13 protein-coding genes are annotated in these 18,365 nt (G+C 49.1%); 11 read left to right on the forward strand and 2 right to left on the reverse strand.

The window, feature by feature from the left end; all coding sequences use genetic code 11:
- The first annotated feature begins 22 nt into the window (after positions 1-22).
- The 4 genes from glgB to msrB all read left to right on the forward strand — a co-directional run bounded on the left by glgB (position 23) and on the right by msrB (position 6,460).
- The gene (gene glgB / locus BFC17_RS08030) at positions 23-2,209 is read left to right on the forward strand and encodes a 1,4-alpha-glucan branching protein GlgB (protein WP_070175925.1); all 2,187 of its coding nucleotides are present in this window, start codon (positions 23-25) and stop codon (positions 2,207-2,209) included.
- A gap of 2 nt (positions 2,210-2,211) precedes the next feature.
- Positions 2,212-4,293 (forward strand): glycogen debranching protein GlgX, encoded by a 2,082-nt coding sequence (gene glgX, locus BFC17_RS08035; RefSeq protein WP_083271637.1) that lies wholly within the window; start codon positions 2,212-2,214, stop codon positions 4,291-4,293.
- Between the two features lie 214 nt (positions 4,294-4,507).
- Positions 4,508-6,049, forward strand: a complete 1,542-nt coding sequence (gndA, locus tag BFC17_RS08040; RefSeq protein ID WP_070175926.1) for an NADP-dependent phosphogluconate dehydrogenase — start codon at positions 4,508-4,510, stop codon at positions 6,047-6,049.
- A 27-nt stretch (positions 6,050-6,076) separates the two neighbouring features.
- Positions 6,077-6,460, forward strand: coding sequence for a peptide-methionine (R)-S-oxide reductase MsrB (gene msrB, locus BFC17_RS08045; protein WP_070175927.1), 384 nt, complete (start codon positions 6,077-6,079; stop codon positions 6,458-6,460).
- A gap of 112 nt (positions 6,461-6,572) precedes the next feature.
- Here msrB and BFC17_RS08050 read toward each other — a convergent pair whose 3' ends face one another.
- A complete protein-coding gene (locus BFC17_RS08050) occupies positions 6,573-7,454 on the reverse strand; it encodes a DUF2989 domain-containing protein (protein WP_175439546.1) in 882 nt (293 codons plus the stop codon).
- Positions 7,455-7,592: 138 nt separating this feature from the next.
- Here BFC17_RS08050 and BFC17_RS08055 point away from each other — a divergent pair, with 138 nt between their 5' ends.
- The 7 genes from BFC17_RS08055 to BFC17_RS08085 all read left to right on the forward strand — a co-directional run bounded on the left by BFC17_RS08055 (position 7,593) and on the right by BFC17_RS08085 (position 15,846).
- On the forward strand, positions 7,593-9,038 hold the full coding sequence (locus BFC17_RS08055) for a glyceraldehyde-3-phosphate dehydrogenase (protein ID WP_070175929.1): 1,446 nt from the start codon (positions 7,593-7,595) through the stop codon (positions 9,036-9,038).
- A 192-nt stretch (positions 9,039-9,230) separates the two neighbouring features.
- Positions 9,231-10,361 carry a M14 family metallopeptidase gene (locus BFC17_RS08060; RefSeq protein WP_070175930.1) on the forward strand — a complete coding sequence of 377 codons (1,131 nt, stop codon included), beginning with the start codon at positions 9,231-9,233 and terminating at the stop codon, positions 10,359-10,361.
- 81 nt (positions 10,362-10,442) lie between these two features.
- The gene (locus BFC17_RS08065; RefSeq protein ID WP_070175931.1) at positions 10,443-12,110 is read left to right on the forward strand and encodes an alanine/glycine:cation symporter family protein; all 1,668 of its coding nucleotides are present in this window, start codon (positions 10,443-10,445) and stop codon (positions 12,108-12,110) included.
- A 129-nt stretch (positions 12,111-12,239) separates the two neighbouring features.
- A complete protein-coding gene (locus tag BFC17_RS08070; protein WP_070175932.1) occupies positions 12,240-12,569 on the forward strand; it encodes a zinc ribbon domain-containing protein in 330 nt (109 codons plus the stop codon).
- A complete protein-coding gene (locus tag BFC17_RS08075) occupies positions 12,566-12,859 on the forward strand; it encodes a YeaC family protein (RefSeq protein WP_070175933.1) in 294 nt (97 codons plus the stop codon). Before BFC17_RS08070 ends, BFC17_RS08075 begins: the two co-directional genes overlap by 4 nt.
- Positions 12,849-15,626, forward strand: a complete 2,778-nt coding sequence (locus BFC17_RS08080; protein ID WP_070175934.1) for a DUF349 domain-containing protein — start codon at positions 12,849-12,851, stop codon at positions 15,624-15,626. Before BFC17_RS08075 ends, BFC17_RS08080 begins: the two co-directional genes overlap by 11 nt.
- Before the next feature lie 4 nt (positions 15,627-15,630).
- Positions 15,631-15,846: a hypothetical protein gene (locus BFC17_RS08085; protein ID WP_070175935.1), complete on the forward strand. Its 216-nt coding sequence runs from the start codon at positions 15,631-15,633 to the stop codon at positions 15,844-15,846.
- A gap of 115 nt (positions 15,847-15,961) precedes the next feature.
- Here BFC17_RS08085 and BFC17_RS08090 read toward each other — a convergent pair whose 3' ends face one another.
- Positions 15,962-18,328, reverse strand: coding sequence for a TonB-dependent receptor (locus BFC17_RS08090; protein ID WP_070175936.1), 2,367 nt, complete (start codon positions 18,326-18,328; stop codon positions 15,962-15,964).
- Between the last annotated feature and the right edge of the window lie 37 nt (positions 18,329-18,365).

Below are 18,365 nucleotides of genomic sequence, written 5' to 3' on the forward strand. Positions count from 1 at the left end.
GCAGATGAAGTAGGAGTCAGGAATGCATTTTGAAGGACAGTTAGAGCACGCCCAATGTCAGGAGCCGTTCGCCGTTTTAGGTCCAAAATTTACCGATAGCAGTGCCTTTATTCAATGCTGGCAGCCCCTCGCTACCGGGGTAGAAGTTCTGGACGCCTTGTCAAGAGAGAGTCTTGGCCAATTGACTTCGGTGAATAATTCCGGGTTATTTAGCGGTACTATAGAGGGTTTGTCCGCTGAGTCTGCCTACCAGTTAAAGGTGTCTACAGGCGGTCAGGATACCGTTATAACTGATCCTTATCAGTTTCAGACAGAAGCTTATCATGCCGTGCATTTTATCGATCATCAGCCACAAAACTTATATCGTCAGGCGGGTGCACAGCGCATTACGGTTAGTAAAAATGGTTTTGAAACGCCGGCAGTAAGGTTTGCCGTGTTTGCGCCCAACGCATCCGCGGTATCGCTGATTGGCGATTTTAATGGCTGGGACGGGCGTTTACATCCAATGCAGAAAACCGATTTGGGTTACTGGGTGCTGTTAGTGCCCGGACTGGATGAAGGAGCCCGTTATAAATACCAGGTAAAAGACGCACAGGGACATCAGCTGCCTCACAAAGCGGATCCGCTGGGTTTTTATGCCGAACAATATCCATCCCATGCGTCACTGGTGTATGACCATCAGCGTTATCAATGGCAGGACGAAGCGTGGCTTAATAAGGCCGCTAAGCAGGATAAATACGCTGTACCCATGAGTATTTATGAGGTGCATTTAGGCTCCTGGAAGCGCCCCGGCAAACCTGAACAACGGTATTTAAGTTACCGTGAACTGGCCGAGGAGCTGGTCGCCTATGTTACCGACATGGGCTATACCCATATCGAACTGCTGCCTGTATCCGAGTTCCCGTTTGACGGGTCCTGGGGCTATCAGCCTGTTGGACTGTTTGCCCCGACCAGTCGTTTTGGTTCGCCGGATGACTTCAAATATTTTGTCGATACCTGTCACCAGAATAATATCGGGGTCATTATTGACTGGGTACCTGCGCATTTTCCGGAAGACGGTCATGGACTGGCCCGTTTTGATGGTACGCATGTTTACGAATATGAAGATCCCAGAAGAGGCTGGCATCCAGACTGGAATTCCTGCATCTATGATTTTGGTAAGGAAACGGTACGTCAGTTCCTGGTCGCCAATGCACTCTACTGGCTGGAGCATTTCCATGTTGACGGACTACGGGTAGACGCCGTTGCCAGTATGCTTTATCTGGATTATTCCCGGGAAGAGGGCGAGTGGGTGCCTAACGTTTACGGCGGCAACGAAAACTTAGAAGCAATCAGTTTACTGCGCTGGATGAACGAAGAGGTGTACCGGCATTTCCCTCATGCCATGACCATTGCCGAAGAGTCCACCAGTTTCCCTAAAGTTTCCCGCCCGGTATTCGATGGCGGCCTGGGATTTGGTTTTAAATGGAACATGGGCTGGATGCATGATTCTTTGCACTATATCAGTAAAGACCCCGCTTACCGGGTTTATCATCACTCAGAAATGACCTTCAGTATGGTTTATGCCTTTGATGAAAACTTTGTTCTGCCGATTTCCCATGATGAAGTGGTTCACGGTAAGGGAAGTTTACTCGGCAAGATGCCGGGGGATGAATGGCAACAGGCAGCTAACCACCGTTGCTATGCGGCGTTTATGTTTGGTCATCCGGGTAAAAAGCTCAATTTTATGGGCAATGAACTAGGCCAGAGCAGCGAATGGAATCACGATGCCTCGGTAGACTGGCGGTTACTGGATTTTGCTAAACATGCCGGTATCCAGGCCTTGTACCGGCAATTAAATCAACTGTACCGTGCGCTGCCTGCATTACACGAACAGGATCATAACCCGGCTGGTTTTGACTGGATTGATTTGCATAACAACGAGCAAAGCGTGTTTTCTTTTGTCCGCCACAATCTGGCGGGTACTCAGCAGGTTTATGTGATCAGCAATATGACACCGGTGCCCAGACCACAGTTTCGCGTTGGTGTGATGCAAACAGGAGACTATGAACTGGCCCTTAATACCGATGACAGCGTATATTGGGGAAGTGGTTTTACATCGCCTCAGCACTGTTCGGCGGAACCGGTACCATGGAACCATCAGCCATTTTCGATTAACGTAAATCTTCCTCCACTGGCTACGTTATTCATCGTCTTCAACAAGGAGTGATTGTGAACACTGCACGGAATTTCAGCAACCGGGAAGTTGATCTGGGACGACCCTATCCACTGGGCGCAATGTTGTCTGACAATGTCTGCAATTTTGCCGTTACCTGTACCGATGCAAGGGCCGTTATTCTGTGCCTGTTTCATCCGGATACCGAAGAAACGCTGGACGAAATTACCATGCCAGCGCGTTCTGGCGATGTCTGGCATGTCAGCATTAAAGGTATTGAGGCCGGTCAGCTTTACGGTTACCGGGTAGACCGCGGCGCTGAAAGCCTGCACTATGCGCCTACCGATAAACTGCTAATCGACCCTTATGCGCGGCAGTTAAGTCGTCCGCTGCACTGGGATGCCAGGCAGTATCAGGGCGACAGTCAGTTTATGATGGCCAAAAGTGTGGTGGTAGCGCCGTCGTCTGATGCAGAGCGGCCAGCTAAACCCATCGTAGAGAAACATCGCCGTATTCTTTATGAGACTCATGTAAAGGGGCTGACCCAACAGCACCCGGAAGTGCCTGCCGAACAACGGGGCAAGTATCTTGGTGCGAGCCATCCCGCCGTTCTTGAACACCTTAAGTCGTTAGGCATTACCAGCGTGCAATTTATGCCCATAGCGGCGTTTATGCCAGAGCCATACATTACCGAAAAAGGGCTGACCAATTACTGGGGCTATAATCCGGTAAATTATTTTGCCCCTGAGCCGCGCTATGGTCAGTCTGATCCCCTTAGTGAATGTAAACAAATGGTGGATGCCTATCACGAAGCCGGGCTCGAAGTGATTGTTGATGTGGTTTACAACCACACCGCGGAAGGCGGCAAGGATGGGCCGGTACTGAGCTTTCGCGGGATGTTTCCGCATCAGGCCTATTTAATGGAGCAAACGCCCAAAGGCGGGCTGGTTTACAGTAACCATTCTGGCTGTGGCAATACCGTCTATTCGGCACATCCGTTAATGACCACCATGATTATGGATGCGTTGCGCTACTGGACCAACGAAATCGGAGTTGATGGTTTTCGCTTTGACTTAGCCGCCTGTCTGGGCCGCGATCCGCAACAGTTCAGCGTGTTTTCCGGTTTGCTGAGAGCCATTAATCAGGACCCTGACCTCAAACATTCAGTGTTGGTAGCCGAGCCCTGGGATATCGGTCCGGGTGGCTATCAGTTAGGTACTTTTGGTGCGCGATGGTTCGAGTGCAATGACAAGTTTCGCGATACCGTGCGGGCATTCTGGCGCGGTGATAAAGGTACCACCGCCGATTTTGCGACCCGCCTGATGGGCTCCAGGGATGTATTTCACAAGGGCTATCGCAGCATTAATACCTCGGTTAATAACGTGACTTATCATGATGGTTTTACGCTGCAGGATTTGGTTAGTTATGCCGAGCGCCACAACGAGGCCAATGGCGAAGAAAACCGCGATGGCCACGGGCATAATTTGTCGGCCAACTATGGTGTGGAAGGTGACACCAGGGATCCCGCCATTCTGGCCATGCGCGCGCAGCAAAAACGTAACCTTTTCGCGACCCTGTTATTGTCTCAGGGGACACCACACATTTTAGGTGGTGACGAACTTAGCCGCACTCAGCAGGGCAACAATAACGCTTATTGTCAGGATAACGAAATCAGTTGGTTTAACTGGGAACTGGATAAATACAAACAGGACTTCCTGGCTTTTTGTCAGACAGTGATAGCGGTTCGTCAACAATCGCAATTGCTGAGTCGAATGTATCTGCCTGACGATCCTTATCAGCTCCACGCCAATGTCGCTGAGGTCAACTGGTACAATCCTGATGGCTCAGATAAAGGGGCAGGAGACTGGCAGTCGGGTGAGAATAAAGCGTTTGCGGTTGAAATTGTCGGGCATAAGGAAATGGGCGATAACTTTGAACACTGGTTGCTGTGTTTTAACACTGCACAGCGGGACGTTAAGTTTACTACGCCACTGAAAACACCTAATGGCGGTTGGTCGCTGGTGCTGGATACCCGGTATAATCATCCTCCAAAGCAGCCTAAGCTGAGAGTGCAGCATCTGTTCCTGCAAGCAGCCCATAGCTTTGCGCTGTTCAGGTATACAGATTTTCCTCGTTAGTCGGCGTGTCCCTGATGCAGCCTCGAAATTAAGCGGAAACCTTTTATACTTGACTGTTTGGTATACTACGACTTTAGTACCGGGTTAAAATGACGTTCAGCGTCCGGATTTTATCGGCGAAACGTGACAAATTACCGTTAATCGGTCAGTTGTGCTTTTCATTCCGTAAGTCGATGGTATTATGCCCACCCATCGAAGTATAGAGGGTTTTTTGATGCAAAATAGTGGCGGTTCCGAGCCGAAAAATTCATGTGATATTGGTGTCATTGGTTTAGGCGTAATGGGTAAGAACCTGGCGCTGAATTTAGCAGACCATGGATACCAGGTGGCGTGTTTTGATCTCGATGCCAAGCGAATCGATGCCATTGTTGCTCAGGATAAAAAAGAAAACGGCGCAGAATCTTCGCGAATTGTGCCAGTGCATACCCTCAAAGCGCTGCGCTCAGCGCTGGTTTCTCCTGCGGTAATTTTGCTGTCAATCCCCGCCGGTAAGCCTGTAGATCAGGTCTGTGAACAACTTATCGAAGCCGGTATTAATACCGATGACGTTATTATTGATACCGGCAATAGCTTATGGAGTGATTCTGTTGCCCGTGAGCAGCGTTTTGCGGATAACTTTTTGTTTTTCACCACCGCAGTCTCTGGCGGTGAAGTGGGAGCGCGATTCGGACCTTCCCTGATGCCATCTGGCTCAGAACAAGCCTGGGAGCGGGTAGGACCGATGCTAAAGGCCATTGCCGCGAAAGTCGATCCGGATACTGGCAAGCCAATCGAAACCACCACGCCAGGACAACCAGTTAAAGACGGTGAGCCCTGTGCGGCGTATATCGGCCCTAATGGTGCCGGCCATTACGTGAAAATGGTGCACAATGGCATTGAATATGCCGATATGCAGCTGATTTGCGAAGCCTATCAAATTATGCGGGTGGCGCTGGCGATGTCGCCGTCAGAAATTGCTGCGGTCTTTCGGCGCTGGAATCAGGGCGCATTGGATTCCTATCTGATAGAAATCAGTGCCGAAGTGCTTGACCAGACAGACCCGGAAACCCAGGCCCCGCTGGTGGACGTTATTCTGGATAAGGCCGGCATGAAAGGTACAGGGCTGTGGACCGCCGTCAGTGCGTTACAAACTGGTAGTCCGGCACAGACTATCGCCCAGGCCGTATTTGCCCGCAGCTTGTCAGCACTTAAAGACGAACGAGTTGAAGCCGAAAAAGTACTGGCAGGTCCGGCTGTAGAAACGGTCAGTGAAACTCAGCGCGAAACTGTGATTAAACAACTGGAGCACGCACTGTATTGCTCTAAGATTTGTGCCTATGCCCAGGGCTTCCAGTTAATGAAAGCGGCGGCGGCAGAGCAGGGCTGGACTCTGCACTTTGCCGAAATAGCTAAAATCTGGCGGGCAGGCTGTATTATCCGCGCAGTATTTTTACAATCTATCTCCAATGCGTTTGATCGTGACATTGAGTTGCCTAATTTACTGGTGGATCCGTTTTTTGCCGAACAAATTGCTACCCACCAACAGGACTGGCGGGCCACCGTTGCACTCAGTGCAGTGCAGGGCGTAGCGTGTCCGGCGATGATGTCTGCGTTAAGCTATTACGATTCTTACCGCACCGCCGTGTTACCGGCCAATTTGTTACAAGGCCAGCGTGACTTCTTTGGCGCTCATACGTTCTCCCGAACGGATAAACCGGCTGGCGAAAAATATCATATTGAATGGAGTGATCCTTCGCGCCCTTTGCAGCTTATCTAACAGGCAGATAAGCATCAGGAGTGGTAAATGAGTGATAACGACCAGTGGCGCGATAAATTAACTGACGAAGAATACCGTGTAACCCGTCAGGCCGGGACGGAGCGGCCGTTTTCCGGTACGTTGCTGTACGAGTCCCGCAGTGGTAGTTACCACTGTAAATGTTGTGGTGTTAAACTGTTCGACGATACCAGCAAGTTCGAGTCAGGCTGTGGCTGGCCGTCTTTTTTTGCGCAGAGTGAAGATAAAAACGTGGGCTACCGGTTTGATGACAGCCACGGAATGCGCCGCACCGAAATTTACTGCAAACATTGTGACGCCCATCTGGGTCATGTTTTCGATGATGGTCCGGCACCCACCGGCCAGCGTTATTGTGTTAACTCCGTAAGTCTGGATTTTCATCTTCAGAAATAATCTATCTGCAAAAAAGCGCTGTCGATGACAGCGCTTTGCTTATTTCCTACTTAAATAACCGCTATTTGAAAAAAATAACGATTTTTTTTCTGTAATTAAATTTCAGCTTTTCTCATAAACGATCGATTTTTAATGTTTTGGCATCAAATTCCCGGGCTTCGATTGCATCGGTAATTTCACCGGCCAGACGATCCAGAATGTCCACCGGCAGCGCGTATTGCTGACCCAGTGCCAGCAGCTGTGCGTTGTTGATGTTATTGGCAAAATGATTAGTTACTTTGGTCCAGACATAAGCCATGCGGTAATTTTCCGTGTCCAGTGAGAGCGTCATCAGCATGCTGGCAATATGACCGTCAATCTCCTGATCCACATTGGCATACTGACTTAACGCCATAAACAGAGCGTCACGCGCGGCCCGTGGGTCTTCGTCAATCAGGATGCCAGCTAAGTCACTGTAATATTTGGGTTCGGTAAATACGCCTTGTTTAGCCGCGGCAATAAAACGCCCTTTGGCTGCTTCATTCCCAAACCTAGACCATTGATAATAGGAGATATATGGGTCCGGAGAATTTTTTGTTTGCCACTGTAATTGTTTCAGCGCCTTATTAATCGATACGGTGGCATCCTTACGGGCAAACTCTTTTTCCCGGTATTTTATATATTCAATTTGAGATGCCTTGGAAATACAGGACTGGTATTTTTCGTAATTAATAAGCAGGTCGTATTTCGGGCGATCAGACTTATCATCCTTATAATCAAAGCGATGGCGGATAATGTCGGAGCGCTCTGCGCGACACCAGCCATCGGTATTTAAATCGGCACAAAAATGGGGGTAATCCTCACAGATGCTTTTAACACTGGGGGCAAACAGATCACCACAACCCGTGAGCAGTACTAATGAAAAAACGGGCAGAGTAGCAGGCTTAAATGTGGAAAACTTACTAAATAAATTGTCATAGATTGTTGTTTTTAGTGGTTTTCTGAAAATTTTCAACAATTTGGAGTTCCCTCTTTGATTATTTAGAATACACGCCGACGGGAATAAGCGGTTACACAGTGTTCTGACGTACAACCACATATTCCTGTACACATCGTCAATTTTATACATGATTTATTTGATGAAGGCACTAGTATGAACCAACCCTTTGAGCAAGAATTGCAATCCAGCTGGCAGGAACGCCAGGAATACGCAGAAATGATGTTACCCATTATCGGTAAGTTATACCGTAACAAATCCATCGAAATCTCTGTGTACGGTCGCACGTTATTAAACGCCAGTGCGATCGATGTAATCAAAGCTCATCGTAAAGTCCGTTTGCACGAAGGTATTAAATTACGCCTGCGCGAGAGCTACCCAATCCTAGAAGCTATCAATGAAATGCAACTGGCACCGGCCCAGATTGACATTGGCAAGCTGGCTTTCGACTTCCATTATGGCAGTGCCGTTGATAAAACTGACCTGACCGCTTACCTTAAGGACAAATTAGCGGACGTGGTTGATAAAACAGATGAACATGAACCACAAGACGTTGTGCTTTACGGTTTTGGCCGTATTGGTCGCTTACTGGCCCGCCTGATGATTGAACGTCAGGGGCAGAACAACAAGCTGCGTCTGCGTGCTATTGTTGTTCGTGGCGGCCGCGATGGCGATTTAGAAAAACGTGCCAGCCTGCTGCGTCGTGATTCGATTCACGGACCGTTCAACGGCAGTATTACCATTGACCATGAGCGTAATGCACTGAAAGCTAATGGTTCGTATATACAGGTTATCTATGCTAACAGTCCGGATGAAATCGATTATACCGCTTATGGTATTAACAATGCGCTCGTGATTGATAACACTGGTATTTGGCGTGACCGCGATGGGTTAGGCTTACACCTGAAGGCGAAAGGCACGGCAAAAGCACTGCTGACTGCACCTGGTAAAGGCGATATCAAGAACATCGTGTACGGTGTTAACAACAGCGATATCCTTGATTCAGACACTATTGTTTCTGCGGCCAGCTGTACCACTAATGCCATTACGCCAGTGCTTAAAGCGCTGGATGAAGAATACGGCATTGTGAATGGCCACGTTGAAACCGTTCACTCATACACCAATGACCAGAACCTGATTGATAACTATCATAAAGGTGAGCGTCGTGGACGTAGTGCGCCACTAAACATGGTTATTACCGAAACCGGTGCTGCTAAAGCGGTGGCCAAGGCTTATCCTAAGCTGGCGGGTAAATTAACCGGTAACGCGATCCGCGTGCCGACGCCGAATGTATCAATGGCTATCCTGAACCTGAACCTGGAAAAAGCCACCGACAAAGTGGCAGTGAATGAATTCCTGCGTGACACCGCGTTGTTCTCATCGCTGCAACATCAGATTGATTACACTGCATCGACCGAAGTGGTTTCTACCGATATGGTGGGTACCCGTGCAGCTTCTGTGGTCGATTCACAGGCGACAATTGTGGCAGACAACCGCTTAACCCTGTACGTCTGGTATGACAACGAATTTGGTTACAGCTGTCAGGTAATGCGTGTAGCCATGGATATGGCTGGAATTACTGTTCCAACGCTGCCAGCCTGATCGATTATTGCTTAAGCTTTAAACGGCACCTTTTACGGTGCCGTTTTTTTTTGCTCCCCGTAACTGATTAATAGATCGCCATAAACCACAAAAATCGGCTTTTCACCGTTTAAGTGCATAGTATTGTTAATCTCGACTGTGTTAAATTAAGTCATTCGCACAGACATATAAAACAGATAACTATAACGACAGATGCAGATATCCAGCCATTTTGATAGCGGTAACATCCGCGTGATTCGCGCCGAGCAACCAGACGACATCCTGCTTGCCATCAATAAAGATAACCAATCCGACTTTTACCAGTGGTTTCATTTTCGCCTAACCGGTGAAGTTAATTGTTTGCACACGCTGCAAATTACCGAACTGGCCGGTTCGGCTTATCCGAATGGCTGGGAAGGATACAACGTACTGGCGTCTTACGATCGTCAGACCTGGTTCAGGGTCGACAGTGAATTTAACGGTGATACGCTGACGTTTAGCATTGCGCTGGAACAGCCGCAGGTGTATTTCGCTTATTTCATTCCGTATAGCTACGAGCGTCATCTGGATTTGTTAGCCGATGCACAGTGTTCGCCTTTGTGTGAGTTAAAATACCTGGGCGAAACCCTGGACGGACGCGACATGTCCATGCTGGTGATTGGTGAGCCGGCTGAAGGAAAACGCAATATCTGGATTACTGCACGTCAACACCCCGGCGAGAGCATGGCCGAATGGTGTGCTGAAGGCATTATAGGGCGCCTGCTTGATGAGCAGGACGGTATTGCCCGTTCATTGCTGGACAAAGCGGTGTTTTACATTGTCCCGAATATGAACCCTGATGGCAGTGCCCGGGGTCATTTACGTACCAATGCGGTAGGGACTAACCTCAACCGTGAGTGGGAGACCCCCAGTCTGCAAGCCAGTCCTGAAGTGTATTATGTGCTCAACGCAATGCATGAAGTGGGCGTGGACATGTATCTGGATCTGCATGGTGACGAAGCGTTACCCTATAATTTTGTCGCCGGAAGTGAAGGAATTCCCGCTTACTCAGAACGTCTGGAGCAGCTTGAAAGTCAGTTTAAGCAGGCATTACTGATGGCGACGCCTGAGTTCCAGGATGAATTTGGCTATGCCAAAGATGCACCCGGACAAGCAAATCTGACCATTGCATCCAATGCGGTGGGACAAGCATTTGAATGTCTGGCCTATACGATAGAAATGCCTTTTAAAGATAATAATAATTTACCTGATCCATTATTCGGCTGGTCGGTGCAACGTTGCCAGCAGTTTGGTGAGGATATCCTGGTAGCCACGCACAATGTGGTTGGCAGCTTAAGGACATAATAACAATAAAACCCGTATCGCCCCTGCACAGACACAGCAGGGGACGCAGGGTTATCCATTTAACAACAAGGGGAAACTGGTTTGGAAGGCTTGTTTAATTTTTTAACGTCAGTCGACGGGATGCTGGGGGGAGCCGACTGGTTTCCTTTTGTGCTGTTAGGCGTAGGCTTATTTTTTACGATTTATCTTAAATTCCCACAAATTCGCTTTTTTAAGCATGCGTGGATGGTGGTAACGGGCAAGTTTGATCACAACGACGATCCAGGAGACACCACCCATTTCAGAGCGTTGACCACAGCCCTGTCCGGTACGGTAGGCACCGGTAATATCAGTGGTGTGGCCTTTGCTATCTTTTTAGGCGGACCGGCGGCTTTATTCTGGATGTGGGCCACGGCTTTTCTTGGCATGACCACCAAGTTTGTTGAGGTGACCTTATCTCACAAGTACCGGGTTAAAACCGAGGATGGAACCATGGCGGGCGGCCCCATGTATTTTATGGACCGCGGCCTGAACATGAAATGGCTGGCAGTGGCGTTTGCAATTGCTACGGTCATTTGTTCCTTTGGTACCGGTAACCTGCCACAAAGTAATGGTATTGCTACCAGTATCGAAGCGACGTTCGGCATTGACCCAATGATTGTGGGTGGTGTACTGGCGGTGCTGTTAGCCCTGGTTATTCTGGGCGGCATTCAGCGTATTGCCGCATTTACTGCCCGCGTAGTGCCGCTGATGGCAGTCATTTACCTGATTGGTGCGCTAGCCGTAATCTTCGCCAATATTGAAAATGTCGTGCCTTCGTTTATGGCTGTGATCAGCGATGCCTTTACCGGTTCGGCGGCAGCAGGCGGCTTTTTGGGCGCATCACTGGCTTACGCGTTTAACCGTGGGGTAAACCGTGGCTTATTCTCCAACGAAGCGGGGCAGGGCTCTGCACCTATAGCCCACGCGGCAGCAAAAACCACTGAGCCTGCCTCAGAAGGTATGGTGTCGTTACTTGAGCCGTTTATTGATACCATCATTATTTGTACTATTACCGGTCTGGTTATCCTGTCGTCGGGTGTGTGGAAGGAAAAACATGAAAACGTGTTTGACCGTTCTGACATGATTTTTGTGGCCGGTGAATATTCAGACACAGTGGATGCCGATAAACAGGCACTCTACAACTATCTTAACGGGGTTAGTGGCAGCGAGCTGGAAAATTATACCGGGGCAATTACGGTGGTGAACGGTACCGCAGTAACAGGTGGTTACACTTTGATTAACGCCCGCTCGGTAGCGGAAGACGTGCAGTTTTTAGTGGGCAGTGAAGATCCTTTCTCAGGTACGTTGCAAATTAAAAACGGTAAGCCGGTGAAAGAAAACCTGATGGTTAAAGGTAAATCACTGGTACACTCTGCACCGCTTACGACAATAGCGTTTACCCGTGGCTGGTTTGGTGATTTTGGTCAGTATATTGTATCGATTGGCTTGTTATTATTTGCTTTCTCAACTGCCATTGCCTGGTCTTATTATGGTGACCGCGCCATGACCTATTTGTTGGGGCCACGTTCCATCATGCCGTACCGGGTGATTTATGTTGCTGGTTTTTTCTGGGCATCATTCTCAGATACTACCCTGGTGTGGGCATTGTCAGCCGTAGCCATTGTGGTGATGACCCTGCCTAACCTGTTTGGTATTGTGCTGTTAAGTAAAGAAATGAAAGAAACCATGGATCATTACTGGCAGCGGGTAAAAGAGAGCGAAAAGTAAAAGTAAACCAGAGCCGGGGTTGCTAAGTAATAACAGTAACCCGGCGATGAAATACGAAAGCCAGGACCATCCTGGCTTTTTGATATGATGCGTGTAATGCGCAGCGAAATGCATTTGTGAGGAGATAGAATGGCATTAATTGATTGTCCGTCGTGTGGTAAAAAGATGTCAGATAAAGCCAAGACGTGTCCTAATTGTGACTTTTCTTACGGCGATGCCTCGGTTGAGGATATCGAACGTAAAGAGAGCATGAAACGCTTTAAGAAAATGCACAATATTCAAAATCAATCCATGCTGGCGATGCTGTTATTTATTGGTGGGTTTGGATTTATGTACTGGGGTGGCGTGTCGCCCGGTGATGTTCAGCACAGTGTGGCATTAATGACCTGTGTTATCGGTTTTTTGTGGTACGGCATTAACCGTGTTCGTATTGTCTTATTAAAGCGATCAAGTAAATGAATGTAGAACAACTTCTTGCCGCCATGACGCCGGACGTTTACGAACGTCTGCGTCAGGCTGTTGAAACGGGTAAGTGGCCGGATGGCAAGGTATTGTCTGACGAACAAAAAGAAAACTGTCTGCAGGCTGTTTTGTTATATCAGGCCAAAATCGCGCAAACTAACGAACATATGACAGTTGGTGAGACAGGCGAGATTATCCATAAAAGTAAAAGTGAGCTGCGTCGCGAATTACGCGAAAGTCAGTCAAATGAACAATCCATTGCGCGGTTTAAACAGGATGATATTTAGTCGATTTTTTTCGCCTTCCCATAGTAGTAACGATCCGGACACAAGATTAAAAGCCATTGCCAAACTGTCACCAGATTCGCCCAACGAACGGCGGATCCTGCACGAACTGGCTTTTAACGATGCTAATCATAATGTCAGCCTGGCGGCATTGGAAAAGCTTAATTCTTTTGTGCTGTGGCTGAAAATGTCACAAATTGCGAAAGACGTTAAATTGCTGAATGCAGCGCAGGCGCGGGTAGAGTGCGCCCTGATTGATGGTCATGCTGATATCAGTCTGCGTGAAATCAAAGAATATTTGCTGAAAACGGCACCCACCGAGCAACTGATGAAATGTCTGCCACTGATGACAGAGTTGCATCAGGATGCTGATTTTTGCCTGGCAGTACTGAGCAAAGTTAGTCGCAGCAGTTTTACTCAGCAGTTTATTATTGCCACCCCTGAGCAGAGCCTGAAGCGGGTTATTATCGAGCAAAGCCAGGACACTGACATGTTGCAGCGCTTATTGCGTAAAACGTCAGATAAAGCCTTACAGAGCGTGCTCAGTGAACGTATTGCGGTGTTAACCGAACTGGCCGAAAAGCCAGAAAAGCTGACGCGGGAAGTCACACTGGTGTTGTCCAAACTGATGGCCACTTTGGATAAAGCTGACTATTTACAAATTCGCGATAGCCAGCAGTTACTCAATGAGCAATATGCGGCGCTCAGCAGCCAATTCGATTGTCTCGATAGCGAAGCCCGGGACGCTTTTAATAGCAAACTACAGGCATTAAATACGCGTATTAACGCGCTGTTAGCGCGCTTAAAACCGGTGTACGAAGCAGAGCAACAGGCTGCCAGACACGAACAGGCCAAAGCAACTTCTGCCCAGGCTGTGGCTGAAGTAAAACGCTTACATAAGCAGTTGCAGGGCGAACAACTGTTAAGTCTGACCCTGGGCGAAGTCTCGGTGTTTCAACAGGCTGTGGAAGCGGCTGAGCGGGCGCTGGCAGAACTCCAGCAGTTTGAAGCGCCAGCGGAACAAATTGAGTCAATGCTGGAAAGCTACCGCAGCATGTGGGACCGGTTGCCAGAGTTACAGCGTCAGGTGACCGCGGCACAAAGTCAGCTGCAGAGCTGGGAAGCGTTATTGAAAGTGGATGACGCCGAGTGGCAACTGGACTCGTTAAAGCAGGAATGGCAACAACGGGTTGCTGACATGGTGGTGGTGCCAGCCTTTTTGCTCAACCGCTGGCAGCAGCTGTTTGAACAATTTAAGGTTATCCATCAGCAGCGCCAGTCCAGTCAGCAACGCCATCTTAAGCATTGCCGAAAGCATATCAATATCATTAATAACCTGGTGGAGCAGGGTAAGTACCGTGCGGCTATGACCCGTTTTCAGCGGCTCGAAGCAGACTATCAGTCCTTGCCACAGGATACTCAGGCGCTGCTCGAGAAACGCTTTGAGCAGACCCGCGAGCAAATTGCCCGTCTGGAAGGCTGGCAGATTTATCTTGCGGCGCCGCGAAAACCCGAGTTGATTGAACAGGCCGAAGCGCTTCTCAATGAAAAGCAGGACGATATGCCTGCGCGAGCGCGTTCCATTAAGTATTTGCGTCAGCAATGGCAAAGTCTCGGAGAAAGTCACAACGCCCAGGACAACGAGCTGAATCAACGCTTTGATGCGCTGTTGGAACAGGCTTTTGAACCTTGTCGTCGTTATTATGCGCAATTAGAACAGCAAAACGATGCCGCTGCCGAACAGCGTCAGCAGCTTATTGCGCAAATGCTGGCTTTGCCGGACACTGAACTGACAATGGCAGAACGCTACCAGCAGTTTGAAGCGCTTAAGAAGCAGTGGCAGCAGGCCAGTCAAACCGATGCTGAACGCTATCGTCAGCTGCGCGATGAGTGGGATACCGCTTGCGCTACAGTGCTCGATACTATTGTTCCCTGGCTGCAGGAAAATCGTCAGGCTAAACAGACGCTGATAGACGAAGTCAAAGCGTTAGCCAGTCAGGATGATATGGATTTTGCTCGTCAGCAGGCCAAAACGTATCAGAGTCAGTGGAAGTCAATTGGTCCTGCCGGTAAACGCTACGAATCTAAATTGTGGTTTGCATTTAAGCAGGCTAACGATGGGATTTTCAGCAAGGTCAAATCTGCCCAGGCGCAGCAAAAAGCTGAGCAGTCGGCGGCCGCTCAGCAGTGGCGCGAGCAGCTAAATTTAGTGGCTCAAGCCGTGAATGAAGCGACACAAGCCGACAGTGACATTCAGCAACAGTTGAGCGAGTGTGCCGCGGCTTTGCAGCAGGTTGCTGATAACCGAATGCAGAAATCATTACAGCGCGAATTAGACGCTTTGCAAGCCGAGTTTTCTGAGCAGGTAAATGCTCGTTTACAACAGCAACTGATGGAGGAATTAACTGACTGTCTGCAACAGCTGTTTAATGGCGCTACGATGTCATCCTGGCAAGCTTCTACTGCAACGCGGTTACCTGCGGCCTGGTTTAAAGGCAATGAAATTACGTCTGTTGAGGACTGGCAAAAAAACCTGGTAACACTGGAAGTGCTGGCGCAACTGGATTCACCGGAAGCGGAAGGTTCATTGCGTTCGACCATTCAGCTGCAACTGATGCAGTCCAAGCTTAATGGTGAACAATTACCGTCAGCCTCTCACCTGATTGCGGCATTACTGGCCAGTAATACCGTGCTGGCAGAATTAGACGCCAGTATGTTCAGGGGGCGCCTGCTGGATGTGTGTGCCAGTTTTATTCTGACTCAGGAGTAAACGGATGCGCAATTCGGTGGAATATGTTTTTCCTTCACAGCCGTTAGCATACCGGTTTTTAAATACGGTAAGGCACTTTGACGCGGAACAGTTGGTGGTTAAATATGGCCAGACTAATCTGCATGTTAAAGTGAGTTATCGGATTAAAACCGATGGATTTGATGCGACATTAGGGGAGCTGGATGATTTGGCCCGCCAGATGGAAGGCTGTGAAGTGTAATGTCGAAAACACCAGCGGTTTGCTGAATCATCTCACCTGAAACGATTATATTACCCGCAGATTTAACAATCTGACGGGTAATATTGCGTTAACGCTTTATTAATGATGCCACTGGTTAAAACTGATAACGCGCTGAAAGTGTGTAAGTTCTTGGCAGACCAGGTGAGCCGTTTACTGTTCCCCCTCCGGAAGGTACAGTGTCCAGTTTGCTCAGATAATACAGCTCGTCAGTCAGATTACGTCTTTCTATAGTGACAACCCAGACTTCATCAGGTGATACCCAACGAATGGATGCATTGACCAGGGTGTAGGCGTCAATTCGGTTACTGGCGGTATTATTGGCTTCGGCATATACATGGTCTGTGGCATTGATATCCAGACGCCAACGGAGATTACCCCGCGTGGTGGTAATATCGTACTGTGCGCCAAGACTCCAGCTACTTTGTGGTGTATAGGCGGGACGGCTGTTAAGCGGTAATCCGGTTGATGCATTCAGTTCAGTAAAGGCAAAATCCAGATAACTGTAGGAACCCTCGAGCAATAATCCGCTGACAGGCAGCCAGTCAAACTCTACTTCAATACCACTAACATCCGCCTTTCCGGCGTTGGTTGTAGCCAGACAGGGGAAGCCATACACAGGCCCGAAAAGTGCTGAGCATTCGTTTAGTGCGAGCTGAATAGCCTGATAGTCGTTGATAAAATAGGCGCTATTAACGCGCAGACGACGGTCTGAGGTTTCTGCCTTGATGCCCACTTCATAGGTGGTTAATTCTTCCGGCTCGAAGGTGATAACCTGAACATCATAATAGGGACGGGGATTAATGCCGCCGCCTTTGTACCCGGTTGACACCGATGCATAGGTAAGCACGTCAGGGTTTAGCGAGTAAGATAGCGCCGCACGGTAATCGATACGTTTATCGGCAAAAGTTTCCTGCTGTCCGTTCAGTGAGGCAATCAGGCAGTTTGGCGGATTGCCTGGTGCACCAAGCGGCGCGGTGCAGGGCTCAATTGGCGACAAATCCACATTTTGTCGTCGAAAGTTATAGGTTTTCTTGTCATTAGAGTAACGCAGTCCCAAACTGGCTGTCAGGTTGTCGGTAAGCGACATAATGCCATTGGCAAACAGTCCATAATTTGACGTGTCCACCCGATCCGGACCGTGTAAAAAATCAAACCCGGCATAACCGAGATTCACCCGTCCGGTCACCTCACTTTGCGAGTCAAAATAAAAACCGCCAAGGGTCCAGTTCACACCTTCTCCTGCTGTGCCGTTTAACCGCAGTTCCTGACTGTACTGTTGATGATTATTGGTTTGATACAGGGTCATTACCGGTACCGGCGATGCATCATTGTCACCGGCGAAGCTCGACTCGTATTTTCGGTAGCCAGAGATTGCAAGAAATTCTAAATCGTCATTAATAAGCCAGCTTACCTGTAAACTGGACCCGGTTGAGTCAAGTGTTCGATCCAGCGGCTGTTGGTAACCCACCCGGGGATCGGCATAAGTTGCATAAGTCCGGTAAGGGTCATCTGCAATGAAGTCAGCAGGGTTAATGACCTGAGGATTACCGAGTAATTCGAGCGGTACCAGCGTTGGCCACACTGCGCCATTTTCGGCAAAGACCGGCGCCAGAGTGGGACCATAACCCAATAAGGTATTAGGCGTGGTGTTGCTGTTGTCGTTGGTATGATCCACCGCGAAGTTCACTTCAACTGCATCAGTGGTAAACCAGCGAAGAGCCAGCCGCAAAGCGGTAGAGTCTGTATCACCATCAGCGCCGGTTTTACAATTACCCTCACTGGATGTTGAGGGAAAGCCTGACTCGGGAAAAAGGCAACCAAACTGATAACGGTCGATGTAGCCGTCACGGCGGGTTAAGACCCCTGACAACCTTGCATATAAAGCGTCGTCGATAAGGGTGAAATTAGCCGCGCCGCGTAGCTTGCTGGCATTGAATGAGCCGACGGACGCTTGCACGTAGCCATCGCGGTTTTCGTCTGGACGCCGGGTATAAAGCCTGATAGCACCACCAACCGAGTTCTTGCCAGACAAAGTTCCCTGCGGCCCGCGCAGGATCTCCACACGCTGAAGATCTAACAGCTCGAACACTGAGCCGGTGAGGGTGGAGTAATATACATCATCTACGTACAGCCCTACGCCGGGTTCAAGGGCCGGGTTGGAGTCAGTCTGTCCTACGCCGCGAATAAAAGCCACCAGTGCAGGTCCGGTGTAGGAACCGCCGGGGTTGAGCATGACATTGGGAGCTTGTGCCGCGATATCTGTGGTCGATGTCTGTCCCCGGGTATCCAGTGTCTCACCAGAAACAGCAGTAATGGCAAGGGGCGTGGATTGTTCTTCCTGTTTGATAAACTGCGCCGTGACGGTGATTTTTTCCAGCGTTGCTAAAGGCTCTGTCTGCGCCAACGCGGCCGGGGATGCACAGGCCAGTAGCGTCAAAAGAATGCGTTGCTGAGGTTGCATTATCAAGTTTATCTCCAATTTCACTCACGGCTGGGCA

Source organism: Marisediminitalea lipolytica (genome assembly GCF_001758465.1).
GTDB lineage: Bacteria > Pseudomonadota > Gammaproteobacteria > Enterobacterales > Alteromonadaceae > Alteromonas > Alteromonas lipolytica.